This is a genomic window from Aquitalea denitrificans, assembly GCF_009856625.1.
In the GTDB taxonomy this organism is placed as follows: Bacteria; Pseudomonadota; Gammaproteobacteria; order Burkholderiales; family Chromobacteriaceae; genus Aquitalea; species Aquitalea denitrificans.
In genome coordinates this window covers 1,715,447-1,733,838 of record NZ_CP047241.1, presented here as the reverse complement: position 1 = coordinate 1,733,838, position 18,392 = coordinate 1,715,447, and the positions used below count along the sequence as shown (strand labels likewise).

General features: G+C 60.3%; 15 protein-coding genes. 8 read left to right on the top strand and 7 right to left on the bottom strand.

From position 1 onward, the window contains the following. Positions 1-600: an RNA polymerase sigma factor RpoE gene (gene rpoE / locus GSR16_RS07880; protein ID WP_159876170.1), complete on the bottom strand. Its 600-nt coding sequence runs from the start codon at positions 598-600 to the stop codon at positions 1-3. Between the two features lie 241 nt (positions 601-841). On the opposite strand from rpoE, the gene prpB reads away from it, so the two are divergent. From prpB to prpF, 4 genes are all read left to right on the top strand, one after another. Continuing rightward, positions 842-1,723: a methylisocitrate lyase gene (gene prpB, locus GSR16_RS07875; protein WP_089084832.1), complete on the top strand. Its 882-nt coding sequence runs from the start codon at positions 842-844 to the stop codon at positions 1,721-1,723. 107 nt (positions 1,724-1,830) lie between these two features. Further along, positions 1,831-2,979, top strand: a complete 1,149-nt coding sequence (gene prpC / locus GSR16_RS07870) for a bifunctional 2-methylcitrate synthase/citrate synthase (RefSeq protein WP_159876168.1) — start codon at positions 1,831-1,833, stop codon at positions 2,977-2,979. A gap of 69 nt (positions 2,980-3,048) precedes the next feature. After that, positions 3,049-5,649, top strand: a complete 2,601-nt coding sequence (gene acnD, locus GSR16_RS07865) for a Fe/S-dependent 2-methylisocitrate dehydratase AcnD (RefSeq protein WP_159876166.1) — start codon at positions 3,049-3,051, stop codon at positions 5,647-5,649. Between the two features lie 336 nt (positions 5,650-5,985). After that, complete coding sequence (gene prpF / locus GSR16_RS07860) at positions 5,986-7,179, top strand: 2-methylaconitate cis-trans isomerase PrpF (RefSeq protein ID WP_159876164.1); 1,194 nt, start codon at positions 5,986-5,988, stop codon at positions 7,177-7,179. A gap of 69 nt (positions 7,180-7,248) precedes the next feature. On the opposite strand, the gene GSR16_RS07855 is transcribed toward prpF, so the two are convergent. Beyond that, the gene (locus tag GSR16_RS07855) at positions 7,249-8,745 is read right to left on the bottom strand and encodes a GGDEF domain-containing protein (RefSeq protein ID WP_205677518.1); all 1,497 of its coding nucleotides are present in this window, start codon (positions 8,743-8,745) and stop codon (positions 7,249-7,251) included. A gap of 176 nt (positions 8,746-8,921) precedes the next feature. Further along, positions 8,922-9,770, bottom strand: a complete 849-nt coding sequence (asd, locus tag GSR16_RS07850) for an archaetidylserine decarboxylase (protein WP_159876162.1) — start codon at positions 9,768-9,770, stop codon at positions 8,922-8,924. Positions 9,771-9,956: 186 nt separating this feature from the next. Between asd and GSR16_RS07845 the strand changes: the two genes are divergently transcribed. Both GSR16_RS07845 and GSR16_RS07840 read left to right on the top strand, forming a co-directional pair. After that, positions 9,957-10,505 (top strand): NADPH-dependent FMN reductase, encoded by a 549-nt coding sequence (locus tag GSR16_RS07845; RefSeq protein ID WP_159876160.1) that lies wholly within the window; start codon positions 9,957-9,959, stop codon positions 10,503-10,505. 189 nt (positions 10,506-10,694) lie between these two features. Continuing rightward, positions 10,695-11,369 (top strand): hypothetical protein, encoded by a 675-nt coding sequence (locus GSR16_RS07840; protein ID WP_159876158.1) that lies wholly within the window; start codon positions 10,695-10,697, stop codon positions 11,367-11,369. 47 nt (positions 11,370-11,416) lie between these two features. Here GSR16_RS07840 and GSR16_RS07835 read toward each other — a convergent pair whose 3' ends face one another. Together GSR16_RS07835 and dokD are read right to left on the bottom strand one after the other, a co-directional pair. Continuing rightward, positions 11,417-12,202, bottom strand: a complete 786-nt coding sequence (locus GSR16_RS07835) for an ABC transporter substrate-binding protein (protein ID WP_159876156.1) — start codon at positions 12,200-12,202, stop codon at positions 11,417-11,419. A 111-nt stretch (positions 12,203-12,313) separates the two neighbouring features. Then, positions 12,314-13,699: an ornithine/lysine decarboxylase DokD gene (gene dokD, locus GSR16_RS07830; protein ID WP_159876154.1), complete on the bottom strand. Its 1,386-nt coding sequence runs from the start codon at positions 13,697-13,699 to the stop codon at positions 12,314-12,316. 75 nt (positions 13,700-13,774) lie between these two features. Here dokD and GSR16_RS07825 point away from each other — a divergent pair, with 75 nt between their 5' ends. Continuing rightward, positions 13,775-14,692: a LysR substrate-binding domain-containing protein gene (locus GSR16_RS07825; protein ID WP_159876152.1), complete on the top strand. Its 918-nt coding sequence runs from the start codon at positions 13,775-13,777 to the stop codon at positions 14,690-14,692. A gap of 48 nt (positions 14,693-14,740) precedes the next feature. Here GSR16_RS07825 and GSR16_RS07820 read toward each other — a convergent pair whose 3' ends face one another. Together GSR16_RS07820 and GSR16_RS07815 are read right to left on the bottom strand one after the other, a co-directional pair. After that, positions 14,741-14,953 carry a sigma factor-like helix-turn-helix DNA-binding protein gene (locus GSR16_RS07820; RefSeq protein WP_089084870.1) on the bottom strand — a complete coding sequence of 71 codons (213 nt, stop codon included), beginning with the start codon at positions 14,951-14,953 and terminating at the stop codon, positions 14,741-14,743. A 158-nt stretch (positions 14,954-15,111) separates the two neighbouring features. After that, positions 15,112-16,359, bottom strand: coding sequence for a TIGR03862 family flavoprotein (locus tag GSR16_RS07815; protein ID WP_159876150.1), 1,248 nt, complete (start codon positions 16,357-16,359; stop codon positions 15,112-15,114). A 294-nt stretch (positions 16,360-16,653) separates the two neighbouring features. Here GSR16_RS07815 and GSR16_RS07810 point away from each other — a divergent pair, with 294 nt between their 5' ends. Continuing rightward, entirely contained in the window at positions 16,654-18,282 is a 1,629-nt protein-coding gene (locus GSR16_RS07810; RefSeq protein ID WP_159876148.1) for a methyl-accepting chemotaxis protein, read from the top strand. The last annotated feature ends 110 nt before the right edge of the window (positions 18,283-18,392 follow it).

Sequence of the window (18,392 nt, the reverse complement as noted above, 5' to 3'; positions counted from 1 at the left end):
CTACCACCTTCTGTTCTTGGCCGTATCCAGCAATGGCCTCAATTCGGCAGCAATTGCCTCCCGCGCCCGAAAAATGCGCGAGCGGACGGTGCCGATGGGACAATTCATCACCTGTGCAATCTCTTCGTAGGACAGTCCGTCCATCTCCCGCAGGGAAATGGCCGTTCTGAGTTCCTCCGGCAAAGCCTGCACGGCGCTATTCACTGTCGTCACGATTTCCTTGTTCATCAGCTCGGTTTCGGGCGTATTCATGTCGGGAACTTGCGACGCCAGGTCGAAGCTCTCGCCATCCTCGTCCTCAAACTCACTGTTGACCATCGGGCGACGCCCGGCGGAACTGAGGAAATTCTTGGCAGTATTGATGCCGATCCGGTACAGCCATGTGTAAAACGCGCTCTCGCCACGAAAAGATGGCAAGGCGCGATACGCTTTGACGAATGCTTCTTGCGTCACATCTTCGATGTCGGCACCGTCGCGAATGAAACGTGACAAAAGTCTGGCCAGGCGACGCTGATATTTTGCAACAAGCAGGTCGAAAGCTCTTTTTTCACCTCGCTGGGCACGCTCCACCAACTGTTGATCGATCTCACGATCACTCATGTCGTTGTAATGCTCCCTGAATTGTCCACTGGTTTAGTTGTATGTACGGCCGTGCGGACACAGCACTAGACCGTGGCACGTGCAATGAGTTCCCCCGAGCTTTGCTGCCCGGAAACATACCAGACTGCACCCGAATCTGAAACTTCCCTCCACCTGGAGGTGCGATAGAGCGTTTGCACTCCAACCAAGCACTTGCTAGAATAACTGCAACATCACCCGCACCCCACACAAGGACCCCGTCATGAGCACACCCGGTCAACGCTTCCGTCGCGCCGTAGAACAAGAAAAGCCGCTGCAGGTTGTGGGCGCAGTCAACGCCTATGCAGCACGTTTGGCCGAACACTCAGGCTTCAAGTCCCTGTATCTGTCCGGTGGCGGCGTTGCCGCATGTTCCTGCGGCATTCCTGATCTGGGCATCACCACCCTGGAAGACGTGCTGATTGATGTGCGCCGCATTACCGATGTAACCGAACTGCCGCTGCTGGTGGATATCGATACCGGCTGGGGTGGTGCTTTCAATATCGCCCGCGCCATCCGCAGCCTGGAAAAAGCCGGTGCCGCTGCCGTGCATATCGAAGACCAGGTACAGCAAAAGCGCTGTGGCCACCGCCCGAACAAGGCGATTGTCAGCCAGGAAGAAATGGTAGACCGCATCAAGGCCGCCACCGATGCGCGCAAGGATGACAGCTTCGTCATCATGGCGCGTACCGATGCGCTGGCGGTGGAAGGACTGGATTCCGCCATCGAACGCGCCGTGGCCTGCGTGGAAGCCGGTGCCGACATGATCTTCCCGGAAGCCATGACCGACCTGGCCATGTACAAGCAATTTGCCGAAGCCGTGGGTGTGCCGGTGCTGGCAAACATCACCGAGTTTGGCTCCACCCCGCTCTACACCACACAGGAACTGGGCGAAAACGGCGTGTCGCTGGTGCTGTACCCGCTGTCGGCCTTCCGTGCCATGAGCCAGGCCGCACTGAATGTGTACGGCGCGCTGCGTCGCGACGGTACTCAGAAAAATGTGCTGGACCTGATGCAAACCCGCATGGATCTGTACGAACACCTGGGCTATCACAGCTACGAGCAAAAGCTGGATGGCCTCTTTGCCGAAGGCAAAAACAAGTAACTGTCCGCCGAAGGCAAAAATAAATAACCAATCAGGCCGGGCGGCCATGTGCAGCCCAGCCATGCACACAACAGTAACAGCAGAAAAATTGTCCAAGGAGAAATGGCATGACTGAAGTGGTTCTGACTGGCAAGCCGAAGAAATCGGTCGCCCTGTCCGGCGTTGCCGCCGGCAACACCGCCCTGTGCACGGTTGGCCGTACCGGCAACGACCTGAGCTATCGCGGCTATGACATTCTGGATATCGCCGATCAGTGCGAATTTGAAGAAGTCGCCTACCTGCTGGTGCACGGCAAGCTGCCGAACAAGGCCGAGCTGGCCGGCTACAAGCAAAAGCTGAAAGCCCTGCGCGGCCTGCCGCAAGTGGTGAAGAGCGTGCTGGAAGCTCTGCCCGCCTCCGCCCACCCGATGGATGTGATGCGCAGCGGCGTGTCCGCCCTGGGCTGCACCCTGCCGGAAAAGGACGACCACAATATCGCCGGTGCGCGTGACATCGCCGACCGCCTGATGGCTTCCTTCGGCTCCATGCTGCTGTACTGGTACCACTTCAGCCACAACGGCAAGCGCATCGACGTGGAAACCGACGACGACTCCATCGGCGGCCATTTCCTGCACCTGCTGCACGGTGAAAAGCCGTCCGAGCTGTGGGTGAAGGCGATGCATACCTCGCTGATCCTGTACGCCGAGCACGAATTCAACGCCTCCACCTTTACCAGCCGCGTGATTGCCGGTACCGGTTCGGACATGTACTCCAGCATTACCGGTGCCATTGGCGCGCTGCGCGGCCCCAAGCACGGCGGCGCCAATGAAGTGGCGTTTGAAATCCAGAAGCGTTACGACACGCCGGATGAAGCCGAAGCCGATATCAAGGCCCGCGTGGAACGCAAGGAAGTGGTAATCGGCTTTGGCCACCCGGTGTACACCATCTCCGACCCGCGCAACAAGGTGATCAAGGAAGTGGCGCGCAATCTGTCCGCCGCAGCCGGCGACAGCAAGATGTTCGACATTGCCGAGCGTCTGGAAAGCGTGATGTGGGACATCAAGAAGATGTTCCCCAATCTGGACTGGTTCTCCGCCGTGTCCTACCACATGATGGGCGTACCGACTGCCATGTTCACCCCGCTGTTCGTGATTGCCCGTACCAGCGGCTGGAGCGCACACGTGATCGAGCAACGCATTGACGGCAAGATCATCCGTCCGTCGGCCAACTACACCGGCCCGGACGATCAGGCCTTCGTGCCGCTGGCACAACGCTGATGGTCAGGGGAGCTAAGCCGCAAGGATAGCTCCCCGCTTTGCTTCCACCCTGAGAGTTTTAGCGACGCCATGAACAAAAACTACCGCACCCGATTGCCCGGCAGCCAGCTGGACTACTACGACACCCGCGCCGCCGTTGACGCCATTGCGCCCGGCGCCTATGCCACCCTGCCCTATACCTCGCGCGTACTGGCCGAGCAACTGGTGCGCCGCTGCGAACCGGAACTGCTGACCGACGCGCTCAAGCAATTGATCGAACGCAAGCGTGACCTGGACTTCCCCTGGTATCCGGCGCGCGTGGTATGCCATGACATTCTGGGCCAGACCGCCCTGGTCGACCTGGCCGGCCTGCGCGACGCCATCGCCGACAAGGGTGGCGACCCCTCGCTGGTCAACCCGGTGGTGCCGACGCAATTGATTGTCGACCACTCGCTGGCCGTGGAATGTGGTGGTTTCGACCCGCAAGCCTTCGAAAAAAACCGTGCCATTGAAGACCGTCGCAATGAAGACCGCTTCCACTTCATCGAGTGGACCAAGACTGCCTTCAAGAATGTGGATGTGATTCCGGCCGGCAACGGCATCATGCACCAGATCAATCTGGAAAAAATGTCGCCGGTGATTCAGGTGCGTGACGGCGTGGCCTTCCCCGACACCTGTGTCGGCACCGACAGCCACACCCCGCACGTGGATGCGCTGGGCGTGATCGCCATCGGCGTGGGTGGCCTGGAAGCGGAAACCGTGATGCTGGGCCATCCGTCCATGATGCGCCTGCCGGACATCGTCGGCGTCAAGCTCACCGGCCAACGCCAGCCCGGCATTACCGCCACCGACATCGTGCTGGCGCTCACCGAGTTCCTGCGCAAGGAACGCGTGGTGGGCGCTTATGTCGAGTTCTTTGGTGATGGTGCTGCCAGCCTGTCCATCGGCGACCGTGCCACCATTTCCAATATGTGCCCGGAATATGGTGCCACTGCCGCCATGTTCTACATCGACCAGCAAACCATCGACTACCTCAAGCTGACCGGCCGCGAAGCCGAGCAAGTGGCGCTGGTGGAAAACTATGCCAAGGTCAGCGGCCTGTGGGCCGACAGCCTGGAAAGCGCGCAATACGAACGCGTGCTGGAGTTCGACCTCTCCAGCGTGGTACGCAATATGGCTGGCCCGTCCAACCCGCACAAACGTCTGCCCACCTCGGCACTGGCCGAGCGCGGCATTGCGGTTGACCTGGCCAAGGCCCGTGCCGAAGAAGCCGAAGGCCTGCTGCCGGATGGCGCGGTCATCATTGCCGCCATCACCAGCTGCACCAACACCAGCAACCCGCGCAATGTGGTGGCCGCCGGCCTGCTGGCCAAGAAAGCCAATGAACTGGGCCTGCTGCGCAAGCCGTGGGTGAAGTCCTCGTTTGCCCCGGGCTCCAAGGTGGCCAGGCTGTATCTGGAAGAAGCCGGACTGCTGCCGGAACTGGAAAAGCTGGGCTTTGGCATCGTCGCCTATGCCTGCACCACCTGTAACGGCATGTCCGGCGCACTGGACCCGAAAATCCAGCAGGAAATCATAGACCGCGACCTGTACACCGCCGCCGTACTGTCGGGCAACCGCAACTTCGATGGCCGTATCCACCCCTATGCCAAGCAGGCCTTCCTCGCCTCGCCACCGCTGGTCGTGGCTTACGCCATTGCCGGTACCGTGCGCTTTGATATCGAAAAAGACGTACTGGGCGTGGTGGATGGCAAGGAAATCCGCCTGCAGGACCTGTGGCCGTCCGATGATGAGATCGACGCCATCGTGGCACGCTGCGTGAAGCCGGAACAGTTCAAGCAGGTGTACATCCCGATGTTCGACCTGGGTCAGGTGGAAGAAGCCAAGAGCCCGCTGTACGACTGGCGTCCGATGTCCACCTACATCCGTCGCCCGCCCTACTGGGAAGGCGCGCTGGCCGGGGAGCGCACGCTCAAGGGCATGCTGCCGCTGGCGGTGCTGCCGGACAACATCACCACCGACCACCTGTCGCCGTCCAACGCCATCCTGCCCAACTCGGCTGCCGGGGAATACCTGGCCAAGATGGGCTTGCCGGAGGAGGACTTCAACTCCTACGCCACCCACCGTGGCGACCACCTCACCGCCCAGCGCGCCACCTTTGCCAACCCACAACTGGTGAACGAAATGGCGGTAGTGGATGGCGCGGTGAAGAAGGGGTCGCTGGCGCGTATCGAGCCGGAAGGCAAGGTCACCCGCATGTGGGAAGCCATCGAAACCTATATGGCGCGCAAACAGCCGCTGATCATCATTGCCGGTGCCGACTACGGCCAGGGCAGCTCGCGTGACTGGGCAGCCAAGGGCGTGCGGCTGGCCGGGGTGGAAGCCATCGTGGCCGAAGGCTTCGAACGCATCCACCGCACCAACCTGGTGGGCATGGGCGTGTTGCCGCTGGAATTCAAGGCTGGCACCAACCGCAAGACGCTGGCCATTGATGGCACCGAAAGCTACGACGTCAAGGGTGATATCTCGCCGCGCTGCACGCTGACGCTGGTGATTCACCGTCGCAATGGCGAAACGCTGGAAGTACCGGTCACCTGCCGTCTGGATACCGCCGCCGAAGTGCGCGTATATCAGGCCGGTGGCGTGCTGCAGCGCTTTGCCCAGGACTTCCTGGAGTCCACCACCGCTTGAGTTTTGCTGCTCCCGGCCTGCGGGTATGTCCCTGCCGGCAGGCCGGACCCAGAGCAGCCCCCTTAGAACCCGTTCATAGTCAGCTGCGCTAGTTGAATATGGGGGCGATACCGCGTTAAAAACGTCTTCGGAATGCTCATTGACTCCATGTCAACTCCGCTTTCCCAGTTGTTTACGGTCGTTTTCGCCTTGTCTCGCTCTAGCTCACAAGACTCTGAACAGATTCTTATGATGCAGGGCGGCGCGAAATCCGTTTCGCAGCCGCCCTGCTGCTTGCCACCCTATTCCGGCAATGCCTGTTGACGGCCTTGCCCACAGCATGACAGGAGAGACTGCATGGCCCATGCTCCACAAATCCGCATACCTGCCACCTATATCCGTGGCGGCACCAGCAAGGGGGTGTTTTTCCGCCTGCAAGACCTGCCTGCCGCCGCGCAGCAAGCCGGCCCGGTGCGTGACGCCATCCTGATGCGGGTGATCGGCAGCCCCGATCCCTACGGCAAGCAGATCGATGGCATGGGCGGAGCCACCTCCAGCACCAGCAAGACGGTGATCCTGGCCAAGAGCAGCCGGCTCGATCACGATGTGGACTACCTGTTTGGCCAGGTGGCCATCGACAAGGCCTTTGTCGACTGGAGCGGCAACTGCGGCAACCTGTCCGCCGCCGTCGGCTCCTTTGCCATCATGAGCGGGCTGGTGGACGCCAGCCGCATCCCGGCCAATGGCGTGGCCACGGTACGCATCTGGCAGGCCAATATCAGCAAGACCATCATCGCCCACGTACCCGTCACCAACGGTGAAGTACAGGAGACCGGCGATTTCGAACTGGACGGCGTCACCTTCCCGGCCGCCGAGGTACAACTGGAATTCCTCGACCCGGCCGACGAGGGCGAAGGCGATGGCGGCGGCGCGATGTTCCCCACCGGCAATGTGGTGGACACGCTGGATGTTCCGGGCGTGGGCAGTTTCCAGGCCACCATGATCAACGCCGGCATCCCCACCATCTTCCTTAACGCAGCAGAACTGGGTTACAGCGGTAGCGAACTGCAGGAGGCCATCAATGGCGATGCGACGGCACTGGCCCGCTTTGAAACCATCCGCGCACACGGCGCGGTACGCATGGGGCTGATCAAGGACATCACCGAAGCGGCCACCCGCCAGCACACCCCCAAGATTGCCTTTGTCGCCCCTCCAGAGGGCTATACCGCGTCCAGTGGCAAGCAGATTGACGCCAGCGACATCGACCTGCGCGTGCGCGCCATGTCCATGGGCAAGTTGCACCATGCGATGATGGGCACCGCTGCGGTGGCCATCGGCACGGCTGCCGCCATTCCGGGCACGCTGGTAAACCTGGCCGCCGGTGGTGGCGAACGTCAATCGGTGCGCTTTGGCCACCCCTCAGGCACCCTGCGCGTAGGTGCGGAAGCCAGGCTGGTGGACGGCCAGTGGCAGGTCAGCAAGGCCATCATGAGCCGCAGTGCCCGCGTACTGATGGAAGGCTTTGTACGCATCCCCGGCGACAGCTTCTGAGCCTTGCCAACAGGCAAAGAAAATGGCCACCTTCCGTGGCCATTTTTATTTTGAACACACCGACCAGACTCAGTCTGCTTCCACCACCCGGTTACGCCCTGCCCGCTTGGCCTTGTACAAGGCCATGTCCGCCTGCTTTACCCAAGCCGCCTTGTCCTGCATCACGATGGAAGTGGCGGCTACACCCAGGCTTATCGTGACCTCAATTTCCCTATCATTGCAGTGCAAGGCTCTACCTGCCATTTGCTGACGCAGGCGCTCGGCCAGTTGCATGCCACCTTCCAGTGTGGTTTGCGGCAATACCAGCAAAAACTCCTCGCCACCATAGCGGATGGCGGTATCGATGGCGCGGGTATGCTCCAGTAACAACATGGCAACACGCTCGATCACCCGGTCACCAACATCATGACCATATTCATCATTCACCTGCTTGAAATGGTCGATATCCAGCATGATCAACACCGCCTGCAGCCCCGAACGCTGACTGCGCAGCCACTCTTGTTGCAATACCTCATCTCCGGAGCGCCGATTGAGCAGCCCGGTCAGCCCATCCAGCCGCACCAGTTGTGCCAGATAGGCATTGCTTTGCTTCAGCGCATTGAGCAATTGCTGGTTGCGCCCCTGCCAGTGCAGAAACAGACGATAAGCAAAAAAGGCATTAAACAACACCAGCAGGGCAAACACCCAGAAGAATACCCAGCCGGTCTGGGTCATCACCAGCGCTGCATGGCGGATATCCGGTGGCAGACCATGCTGAAGCTGCCCTAGCAGCAGGCTGCTGCCCAAGCTGAGCGACAGATAGCCATATACCAGTGCGCCCACGCTGACCAAGGCCAGCAGCAGCACGATCAGGTGCCGTGACTCAGCCTCGGCAGCCGACTTCAGGGCAATGTAGCGACTTAGCCAGCGATCGGTCACCAACCAGCTCAAAGACAGAACCGGCCCCACAAGCAACAGGTTCTGCAGGAAAAAACCCAGCCACCAGCCCTGCCAGATGGGTAGTAGCTCGCTGAATGGCTGATTATTGCAATAGGTCCAGATCAGCGCACCGCTGGAGCTGAAAATGCTGCCGACGAAAGACAGCTGGATGAAGTGCACTACCGACTCCATGCTGCGCAGACCACGCAACATGGGAAGCGCGCGAAAACCCAGCACCATCACCGCCACACCCAGCGGGTCGGCAAAGGCAAACAATATGGCCCACTGCCAGGCCATGCCGGCATAAAGGGCCAGTACCAGTGTTGTCAGATACGCTTGCAGCGCCCCCCACCACCACCCCAGGCACAAGCTCCACCACAGGCTGATCAGCAAGGCCGGATACAAGGTGATATAGATTGTCACGCCGCCAAACTGCAGCGGAATGCCAGACCAGTCATCCACCACAGACAACAGGCCCAGGCCCAGCGACAGCAACAGACTAAACAGCCAGCCACCGAACAGGCAGCACCTCTCACGCCGGGAAATGACACGCCACAGCCGCCATGGCGTCATGACGGGTGGCCGCAGTACAGCGTCCGGGGCTGCCAGCGGCAGCACAGGAGAAGATTCTGGCGCGTCTGTATTCATGAGCGAAGTCGAGTCACCGCAATAAGGAAGTACCACATCACTCACCCCCGGGGAGAAGGGCGTGCCGCCTTGCCACATCGAGCAGCAGTGACGTTAGCATAGTTCAATGCAGACTATCATGGCGCATCTGCGTTGCCACCAGATATAAAAAAACCGCCAATGGCGGTTTTTTCGTCTCAAGCAATATCGGCCATGCACTCACCCAGCCGTACCGGGCAGGCCGGCTGCCAGGCCGCATTGAAATGCATGCCACCACCGGCGGGAAACAGCAGTACCACGGTGGAGCCCAACTGGAAGCGGCCCATTTCCTCACCCTTGCGGATGAAGATCTGCTGATCCTGGTAATCCCAGCGCTGGATCCGACCCGGACGCGGCGGGTTCACCAGGCCATGCCATACCGTGGCCATGCTGCCCACGATGGTGGCACCCACCAGCGTCAGGACAAAGCGGCCATGCGGACCGTCAAACTCACATACCACCCGCTCATTGCGGGCAAACAGGCCCGGCACACCACGCGCCGTGGCCGGATTCACCGAAAACAGCGCACCGGGAACATAAGTCATGCTCAACAGGCGGCCATCGCAGGGCATGTGGATGCGGTGATAATCACGCGGGCTCAGATAGATGGTGGCAAAGAAGCCATCCCGATAGTGCGCAGCCATGTCGGCATCACCACCTACCAGCGCTGTCGTGGAATAGTCATGACCCTTGGCCTGGAAAATCTGGTCCTGCCGGATTGCACCAAACTGGCTGACGGCACCATCTACCGGGCAGATCAATGCACTGTCGGCCAGCGGTCGCGCACCTGCGCGCAGCGGCCGGGTAAAAAACTGGTTGAAACTGGCATAGCTGGTAATATCCGGCGCGGCTGCTTCGGCCATGTTTACCTGATAGCGACCGACAAACCAGCGGATCACCGCCGTGGTCAGGCTGCCAGCCTCGGTGCCAGCCAGTTTGCCGGCCAGAATGGTCAGGGCCTGTTTAGGCAGAAGATATTGCAGCCATACGGCAAAGCGTTCGGACACGATGTGAAACCTTGAATGCGGACAGCCGGACATTATAAGCCGGACTGACAGTGAATGCGAAACGCCGATCTGCATTTGCCTGCACTGCCGCTGACTGACCACAAGCACTGGAAAGCAGGACCACTGCTATCTAGAATGCAGACGGGTTCTTCATTCAGCCCCACTTCCTCATAACAAGGAACCAAGATGAGCACACTGAACGTTCTGGCCATTTGCGGCAGCCTGCGCCGTGCCTCCACCAATATGGGTCTGCTGCGCTACGCCAAGACACATGCGCCAGCCGGCATCCAGATCGAAATTGCCGATCTCAGTCAGGTCCCGTTCTACAACGCCGACATCACCGACAAACCGGCCGCTGTGCAACAACTGCTGGCACAACTGGCACAGGCTGATGCCTTGCTGCTGGGCTGCCCGGAATACAACTACTCCATGGCTCCTGCGCTGAAAAACGCGCTGGACTGGGCATCGCGCGAACCGGACAACAAACTGCTGGCCGGCAAGGCTGTGGCCATTCTGGGCGCAGGTGGCGGCATGGGCACATCCCGCGCGCAATATCACCTGCGTCAGAGCTGCGTGTTTCTCGACCTGCACCCGTTGAACAAGCCGGAAGTGTTTGCCAATGCCTTTGCCGGTGGTTTTGATGCCGAGGGCAATCTCACTGACGAACGCCTGCAAGGCCTTGTCCTGCAGCAACTGGCAGCACTGCAAGCCCTGGTCAGCAAATTGGCCGCCTGATTCCCGGACACCGAAGTGAGCAACGCCGGCACGGTATCTCCCTGCCGGCGTTTTGCATGGATTTTTACTTAATTTTTCATCAATCCTGCCGATAATCAAACATCAGCTTGCCCTGCTACCGGCCCAACCATTACCAGCCCGTCCCGCATTGCGCGCAAGCATTCTTGTCGTACTGAGCAGGAGCCTCTCATGACCATCAACAGCGTCAACAGCAGCCTGCTGCTGAATGCCACCCTCAGCAGCAGCACCGTTACCGACAGCAAAACCGGCAGCAGCACCAGCAGTAGCACCCTCACCGTGGATGAGGTGGTCACCATCGGGCAGAACAACGATGACAGCAGCGCCCTGACCTATGGCAAACCCACCGCCAGCAGCACGCCAAGCACACCAGTGGATGTGTCGGCCTTGCTGGCCAAGTCCAACCAGCAGGTGTCGGACTTCCTCAAGCTGCTGGGCAATCTGGTTCAACAGCAGGGCCTGCAATGGAATAAGGTGGTGAGCGGGGAGCAACAGCTGACTGTCGATCCGCAAACCAAGGCAGCGGCTACCCAGGCACTGTCCGAAGATGGTGAGATGGGCATCAAGAACACTGCGCGTCGCATTCTGGACTTTGCCCGGCTGGGCATAGGTAATGACCCCAGCAAGCTGGACAGTATCCGCGCAGCGGTGCAGCAGGGTTTTGACGAGGCAAAAAAGGTATTTGGCGGCAGTCTGCCGGAAATCAGCAACCAGACACGGGATGCCATCATGGCCACGCTGGACGACTGGCAGAAGAATGGTCTGCCCAGCAATAACGACTACACGCTGATTCGGCCAGATCAGCAGCAGGACAACAGTCAAAGCACACAGAACAGCAGTAGCTGAGCAACTTGCCCGCCGCCCTGCCAGGCAGCGGGCAGGCCCGTCGACACTCAGTAAATGTCGCGACCGAAGTACTGCAGGCTCAGCTTGTGATAGGTGCCATTGGCCCGCAATGCGGCCATTGCCTTGTTCAGCCGTGCCACCAGCTCCTTGTCCTCCTTGCGCACCGCCATGCCGGCACCGGAACCCAGCACCTCGCGCTCGGCAGCATTGTCACCATTGATGGAGGGGCCGACCAAGGCAAACGCCTTGCCCGGCTCACTCTTCAGAAAACCTGCCTCGACTTGCAGCTCATCCTGGAAGCTGGCATCCAGCCGGCCATTTACCAGGTCGGCATAGGCCTTGTCCTGATCTTCATACCGCACCACATCCATGCCACGCGGCCCCCAGAACTTGCTCAGGTACATATCGGCCGTGGTGCCGCGCTGCACCCCTACCCGCTTGCCTTTCATGCCCTCCACCGTGAACTTGAGCGGACTGCCCTTGGCAGCGATCAGCCGCTGCGGCGTGCGGAAATAACGCTCGCTGAAACTGACGGCTTTGGCCCGTTCACTGGTAATGGTCATCGACGACATGATCACGTCGTACTTCTTGGCCATCAGGCCGGGGATGATGCCATCCCAGTCCTGATTGATCAGGTTACAGCGGGCTTTCATTTCTTTGCACAGGGCCATCGCCAGGTCTGCCTCGAAACCGACAATCTGCCCAGCCGGGTTCAGCGATTCGAACGGCGGATAGGTGGCATCCATGCCGATACGCAGATTATTCAGATCCGTCGCTCCGGCTTGCAGGGCGACAGCAGACAACAACACGGCACACCAGGATTGCAGCTTCATCTTGATTCCTCCGGACTGGGTGAGTAGACAAACGCACGACAAGGGACGGCTTGGTGTTATCACGCCACACCCGTCAAGGGGCGTGGCGGTACGGCAAGACAGTTCTGGCAATCAGGACAGATCACGCTCCAGCAACAACATGTCGTCGAAGCGTTCCTGACGGCGGATCAGGCGGTATTGGCCCGGCCCGTCAATCAACACCGCAGCAGAGCGCGGCTGGGCGTTGTACACAGTCTGGTTTTCCAGCTGGTAGGCACCCACATCCAGAAAGGCCAGCACATCGCCCGGCGCACTGGCCTCAGGCAGCAAAAACTGCTCACCCAGCGGGCCATGGCGGAAGTAATCGCCACCATCGCACAAGGGGCCACCCAGCTTCACGGGCTGATTGTGGCTGTCCGTCATGCGACTGGCGTTGTAGACATAGAAGTACCAGTCCTTGTAATCCGGAATGGCATTGAAGCCGGCATCCAGCATGCACCACTGCACCTGGCCTTCCACGCTGCCATCCTCCCGCAGTAGGGTCTTGCCCTTGGCGGTCACCATGCTGGTGAGCAGCACCCCGGCACTGCTCACCACCTTGCGCCCCGGCTCGATGCAGATTTCGATGTCATCGCGCCAGGCATGCACTTCGCGGATGACGGCGGCGGCAAATTCATCGGCACCAATCTGCGGTTGCATATTGTCCGGCCCGCCCAGACCACGGTCGGTGGCGTAGCGGTACGGTGCGGGAATGCCGCCACCGACGTTGATCATGTCAAAGCGCACACCCAGTGCGGTTTCCAGCTGGCGGGCACAATCCACCAGCACACGGGTGGCGGCGCCAAACGGCTCGGCATCCGGCACCTGATCCCCCACATGCATGTGCAGACCGCACAGCTTTACATAGGGCATGTCCAGTGCCTGACGGCAAATGCCTTCGGCGTCGGCCAGATCCACCCCGGACTTGGCGCGGAATGCCGTCATCAGGCCCTCATGGGTGGCGGCCTTGACGTTGGGTTCCACCCGCAGGCAAATGCGTACCGGGATTTGCAGCTGACGGCTGATGCGGTCGATGGCCAGCAATTCGTGCTCGCTGTCGACATTGATGGCATGCAGTTGCTGGCGGATGGCAAATTCCAGTTCTTCATCCCGCTTCACCACGCCGTTGTACACAATCTGGCTGCCGGCAAAACCTGCGGCCAGACAGCGGCGGATTTCATTGGCCGAATTGGCTTCGATGCTGATGCCGGATTCACGCACCACCTGCAGTACCGCCAGCAAAGAGCAGGCCTTGGAGGCATAGCAGATGCGGGTATTGGCATGGCTGGCAAAAGCCTGGCAGATTTCATCGACATTGCGGCGGATTTCCGGCGCGGAATAGACAAACAAGGGCGAACCGAACTTTGCGGCCAGTGCCGGCAAATCCATCCCCTCCAGTTGCAACTGTCCATCAGCAGCAGACAGCCGGCGGTCGTGTTGCAGGGTGTATTGCCGTTGGGAATCGAAATCGTGGTGCATGCGCTCTCCGTATGATGGTGCTGTTTGTTGCCAAACATACGGAAATCGCCTAATTTTCACGAGCGAATAATTGGCATGGAATCATTCCGATCCGTCATGAACGACACCCACCACCTGCCCTCGCTCACGGCACTGCGCGCCTTTGTCACCGTAGCGGATACCAGCAGCTTTACCGAGGCGGCCCGCCGCCTGTTCCTGACCCAGGGTGCCATCAGCAAGCAGATCCGCCTTTTGGAACAGCATTACGGCACCGCGCTGCTACAACGGCAAAGCCGGCTGATCCAGCTCACACCGTCCGGCCGCACCCTGCTGCCAGTAGCGCGTGATGTGGTGGAGCGGCTGAAGGAGGTTGAGCGCAAGCTGAAAACGCAAAGCGACATCCTCAGCCTGCAGGTGTACGTGAGTTTTGCCGTGCGCTGGCTGATGCCGCGGCTGGGCAGCTTTTACCAGCAACACCCGCTTACCCAGCTACGCATAGACAGCATGGTGTACGAACCAGCAGAACTGGACCCGGCCATCAACCAGGCCTACATCCTGTTCGGCCATGGCCAATGGCCTGACATGCAGGCCGAACTGCTGCTGCCAGAGCTACTAAGCCCAGTGTGCGCACCGTCCATGCTGGCAGAACTACCCTCGCTGGACGCGCTGGCCGGCCACACCCTGTTTCATACCACCCGCGACTACGAGGAATGGATTGGCTGGCTGGCCACGCAAGATATCCGCTCGCTGGTACAGTACAAGCATCAGGTGGTTGATTTGCACCACTTGGCCTGGACCGCCGCCGCCAGCGGGCTTGGCGTGGCCATCGGCGATATGGAATTACTGCAGGACGAGCTGGAACAAGGCCGGCTGGTGCGGCCCTTCGACAGCGTGCTGCGTACCGGTGCCGGCTACTGGCTGGTGTATCCGCACAGCTACGCCGAGCATCCCGGGCTACAAGCCTTGCTGAGCTGGCTGCGCGAACAGGCCGCGCTCAAGCGGCTGCAGCAATAGAAAAAGCCCGGCATGAGGCCGGGCAACAAGTCAACAACACAGGAGAAATTACAAGGGAAGATGGCTGGACAGGGCGTTGAGCTTGCGCAGTGCCAGCCGGAAGCGGGTATGAGCACGCGACACGGTGGATTCGCTGATATCCATCTGCTGGGCAGCAAAATAACCGGTCATGCCTTCCACTTCCATCAGCCATACTGCTTCGCGCGACCGCTTTTTCAGGCCGATCAGGTCGGCCACCTGGTTGAAATCGTCAAGTTTCATGGCGCTGATCTCCGACATCATGGGTGGGGGATGATGTACCTGGCCAGTGCTGCTGGACACTGGCAACCCCGGCTGACATCCAGACACGGGGCCCATATCTGCAGCATAGATGCTTGCATTAAAAATGCACTATCAGATTTTACCCACAGGCAAAATCATTACCCCTCACGCAGCTCCAGCCAGTCCAGCATCCCCAGGCCCGCAGCCCGGCCGCTAGCCAGGCAGGCGGTAAGTAGATAGCCGCCAGTGGGGGCCTCCCAATCCAGCATTTCCCCGGCGCAAAATACGCCGGGCAAGGTCTTGAGCATCAGCCGCCCATCCATGGCCTCAAACCGCACACCACCAGCGGTGCTGATGGCTTCGTCGATGGGACGAGTGGCATGCACGGTCAGTGGCAGGCGCTTGATGCCGGCTGCCAGACTGGCCATGTCATTGAAAGCCTCCTTGCTCAGACACTCGCGCAGCAGCCCGGCCCGTACGCCCTTGAGATTGAGCCGGCTTTGCAGATGGCTGGACAGCGAGCGCGAGCCACGCGGGTGCATCACTTCTGCCGCCACCTGTTCGGCACTCTTTTGTGGCAGCAAATCCAGATACACCGTGGCACTGCCATTGGCCAGCAAGCTGTCGCGGATGGGCGCACTGAAGGCATAGATCAGGTTGCCCTCCACCCCATAACTGCTGATCACGCACTCGCCGGTCTTGCGCACGGTATTGCCAGCCGGATCGGTAAACTCCAGTGTCACCGACTTGAGCGGCTGGCCGGCATACTTGTCGGCAAAGTGTGCACTCCAGTTGCAATCAAAACCACAATTGGCCGGCAACAGTGGACGCACGTCCACGCCGCGCTCTGCCAGCACGGGCAGCCAGCTGCCATCCGAGCCCAGCCTTTTCCAGCTGCCGCCACCCAGTGCCAGCAGCACGGCATCATGCCGTACCAGCAAGTCACCATCCGGCGTAGCAAAACGCAGCGCGCCCTGTGCATCCCAACCCAGCCAGCGATGCCGCACGCGAAACTGCACACCGGCCCCACGCAAGCGCGCCAGCCAGGCCCGCAGCAAGGGCGCTGCCTTCATTTCGCGCGGAAATACCTTGCCGGAACTGCCTACAAAGGTTTCCACGCCCAGGCCATGTACCCAGTCGCGCAGACGATCAGCATCAAACCCTGCCAACAAGGCCGTCATTTCGGCCTCGCGCTCCCGATAGCGCCCCAGAAAATCCGCCCGGGGTTCAGAGTGGGTAATGTTCATGCCGCCCACCCCGGCCAGCAGGAACTTGCGCCCTACCGACGGCATGACGTCGTACACCGTCACCTGCACTCCCGCGCTGGACAGCACTTCGGCTGCCATCAGCCCGGCGGGGCCACCACCGACAATGGCTACATGAAACAGGGACGGGGATGAGGGCATAGCAACTCCTGATTCCTGGCCTGGAAGCCAGCGGTAAAGCACATAAAGCGGGCAGCGGTAAATACCCGCCACGCGATGGAGGGCGGATTGTTGCAGAAAACCCGTCATAGCCCAAGCGTGTTGATGGTTGGCCTCTGCAGCACGGCAGATATTTGATATAAGCCAAGCATTGGTCATATGCCATGCGCTAGGCTGCGCGCTGTCAGCACGGCATCACATTGCCATGCCACAATCACGACGCTGCAACATAACAACAGAAAACAAAACAAAAGGAGGCGGGTTATCCCGTTTGCAATGAAGAAATTTTCCGAGTGGCCGATCTGGCTGAGGCTGACCAGCGCCATCTGGTGCTGTCTTGTCATTGCATGGAGTGGGCTGATTGCCTGGGAAACCACGGTCAGTCGTGATATTGCCGTATCGCAGGCCAAGGATCTGGCCAGCAGCATGAACGAAATGACCCTGGCCGGGCTCACCGGCATGATGATGACCGGCACCGTAGGTCAGCGCGATGTGTTTCTGGATCAGATCAAGGAACTGTCAGCCGTCCGGGAACTGCGCGTGATTCGCGGCGATGCCGTCAGCAAACAGTTTGGCCCGGGCAATGCCGGCGACAAGGCCCATGCTGCCGATGCCGCAGAAAAGAGCGCCCTCTCCAGTGGCCAGCCCTTTGTTGCCATCGAATCCAGCCCGCAACTGGGCGAGCACCTGCATGTGATTTATCCGGCGCGTGCGGCCAGCAACTATCTGGGCAAAAACTGCATGGGCTGTCATCAGGTGAGTGAAGGCACGCCGCTGGGTGCGGTCAGCATGCGCATCTCTCTGGAAAAACCCTATGCGTCAGTGGCGCAGTTCCGCAACCAGAGCATCCTGTTTGCCGTCGTGGCCTCGCTGCCGCTGATGGTGGTGGTATTCCTGTTCATCCGCCGCTTTGTCACCCGTCCGCTACAGGCCATGGCTTCCGGTCTGTCCGAACTGGCCAAGGGCGAAGGCGACCTTACCCGCCGTCTGGAAGTAAAACATAAGGATGAAATCGGCAAGACCGCCGGCCTGTTCAACCAGATGCTGGCGTCCATTGCCGATCTGGTCAGACAGGTGGGCACGGCCGCGCACAGTGTTGCCACCTCTTCCGCCCAGTTGCGCCAGGGGGCCGAAAAGCTGGCCGACGGGTCGCGCGCGCAAAACGGCCAGTCACAGGATGCCGCTCAGGCAGTAGAACAGCTGGCCGAGCATATCGGCGACATCGCCCGCCATGCCGAACAGGTGCTGGTGCAGTCGGACGAAAGCCTGCAACGCTCGCAGCAGGGACGGCAGAATCTGGCCCAGCTGCAACAGGAAGTGGGCCAGATCCAGCAGGCTGTCGAGATGATGTCCGAAGCGGAAACCGAGCTGATGCAATCCACCAGCTCGATTACCAGCATGACCCAGCAGGTGCGCGACATCGCCGAGCAGACCAATCTGCTGGCGCTCAATGCCGCCATCGAAGCCGCGCGCGCAGGCGAAGCAGGCCGCGGCTTTGCCGTGGTGGCAGACGAAGTACGCAAGCTAGCGGAAAAGTCCGCCCTGTCTGCCCGTGAAATCGATACCGTGACCAGTGCACTGAACAACAAGACCGAAGCCGTACGCCAGGCCGTGGCCGCCAGCCTGACCTCGCTGGAAGCCAGCCACCAGTCGGCAGGCCAGGTTGCCAGCGTACTGGATGCGGCCAGCGCCTCGGCCACCTCGGTGCGTAACGGCCTGCGCCAGATTGTGCAGGTAACCGAGCAGCAACGCGAAGCCAGTCAGCGCGTGACCCGCAATATCGAAAGCATTGCCGAGCTGGCCAGCACCAACGATGCCGCCATCCAGCATACGGTTCATTCCGCGGAAGCGCTGGAAGGACTGGCCGGTGGACTGAACGACTCGGTAGCGCGCTTCAGGGTATAAATCCCGGCCTGGCCGGACACACCACGCCAGTGTGCCACCGCCCACTGGCGTTTTTCATGCCAGCAAGCGCGCCCACATATGGGCAAAACCACACAAAGCGGCTGGAATTG

Bases quoted from the DNA above. Each gene is read 5' to 3' on its own strand.
- rpoE (WP_159876170.1), bottom strand. From the start codon at position 600: ATGAGTGATCGTGAGATCGATCAACAGTTGGTGGAGCGTGCCCAGCGA.
- prpB (WP_089084832.1), top strand. From the start codon at position 842: ATGAGCACACCCGGTCAACGCTTCCGTCGCGCCGTAGAACAAGAAAAG.
- prpC (WP_159876168.1), top strand. From the start codon at position 1,831: ATGACTGAAGTGGTTCTGACTGGCAAGCCGAAGAAATCGGTCGCCCTG.
- acnD (WP_159876166.1), top strand. From the start codon at position 3,049: ATGAACAAAAACTACCGCACCCGATTGCCCGGCAGCCAGCTGGACTAC.
- prpF (WP_159876164.1), top strand. From the start codon at position 5,986: ATGGCCCATGCTCCACAAATCCGCATACCTGCCACCTATATCCGTGGC.
- GSR16_RS07855 (WP_205677518.1), bottom strand. From the start codon at position 8,745: ATGAATACAGACGCGCCAGAATCTTCTCCTGTGCTGCCGCTGGCAGCC.
- GSR16_RS07845 (WP_159876160.1), top strand. From the start codon at position 9,957: ATGAGCACACTGAACGTTCTGGCCATTTGCGGCAGCCTGCGCCGTGCC.
- GSR16_RS07840 (WP_159876158.1), top strand. From the start codon at position 10,695: ATGACCATCAACAGCGTCAACAGCAGCCTGCTGCTGAATGCCACCCTC.
- GSR16_RS07835 (WP_159876156.1), bottom strand. From the start codon at position 12,202: ATGAAGCTGCAATCCTGGTGTGCCGTGTTGTTGTCTGCTGTCGCCCTG.
- dokD (WP_159876154.1), bottom strand. From the start codon at position 13,699: ATGCACCACGATTTCGATTCCCAACGGCAATACACCCTGCAACACGAC.
- GSR16_RS07825 (WP_159876152.1), top strand. From the start codon at position 13,775: ATGGAATCATTCCGATCCGTCATGAACGACACCCACCACCTGCCCTCG.
- GSR16_RS07820 (WP_089084870.1), bottom strand. From the start codon at position 14,953: ATGAAACTTGACGATTTCAACCAGGTGGCCGACCTGATCGGCCTGAAA.
- GSR16_RS07815 (WP_159876150.1), bottom strand. From the start codon at position 16,359: ATGCCCTCATCCCCGTCCCTGTTTCATGTAGCCATTGTCGGTGGTGGC.
- GSR16_RS07810 (WP_159876148.1), top strand. From the start codon at position 16,654: ATGAAGAAATTTTCCGAGTGGCCGATCTGGCTGAGGCTGACCAGCGCC.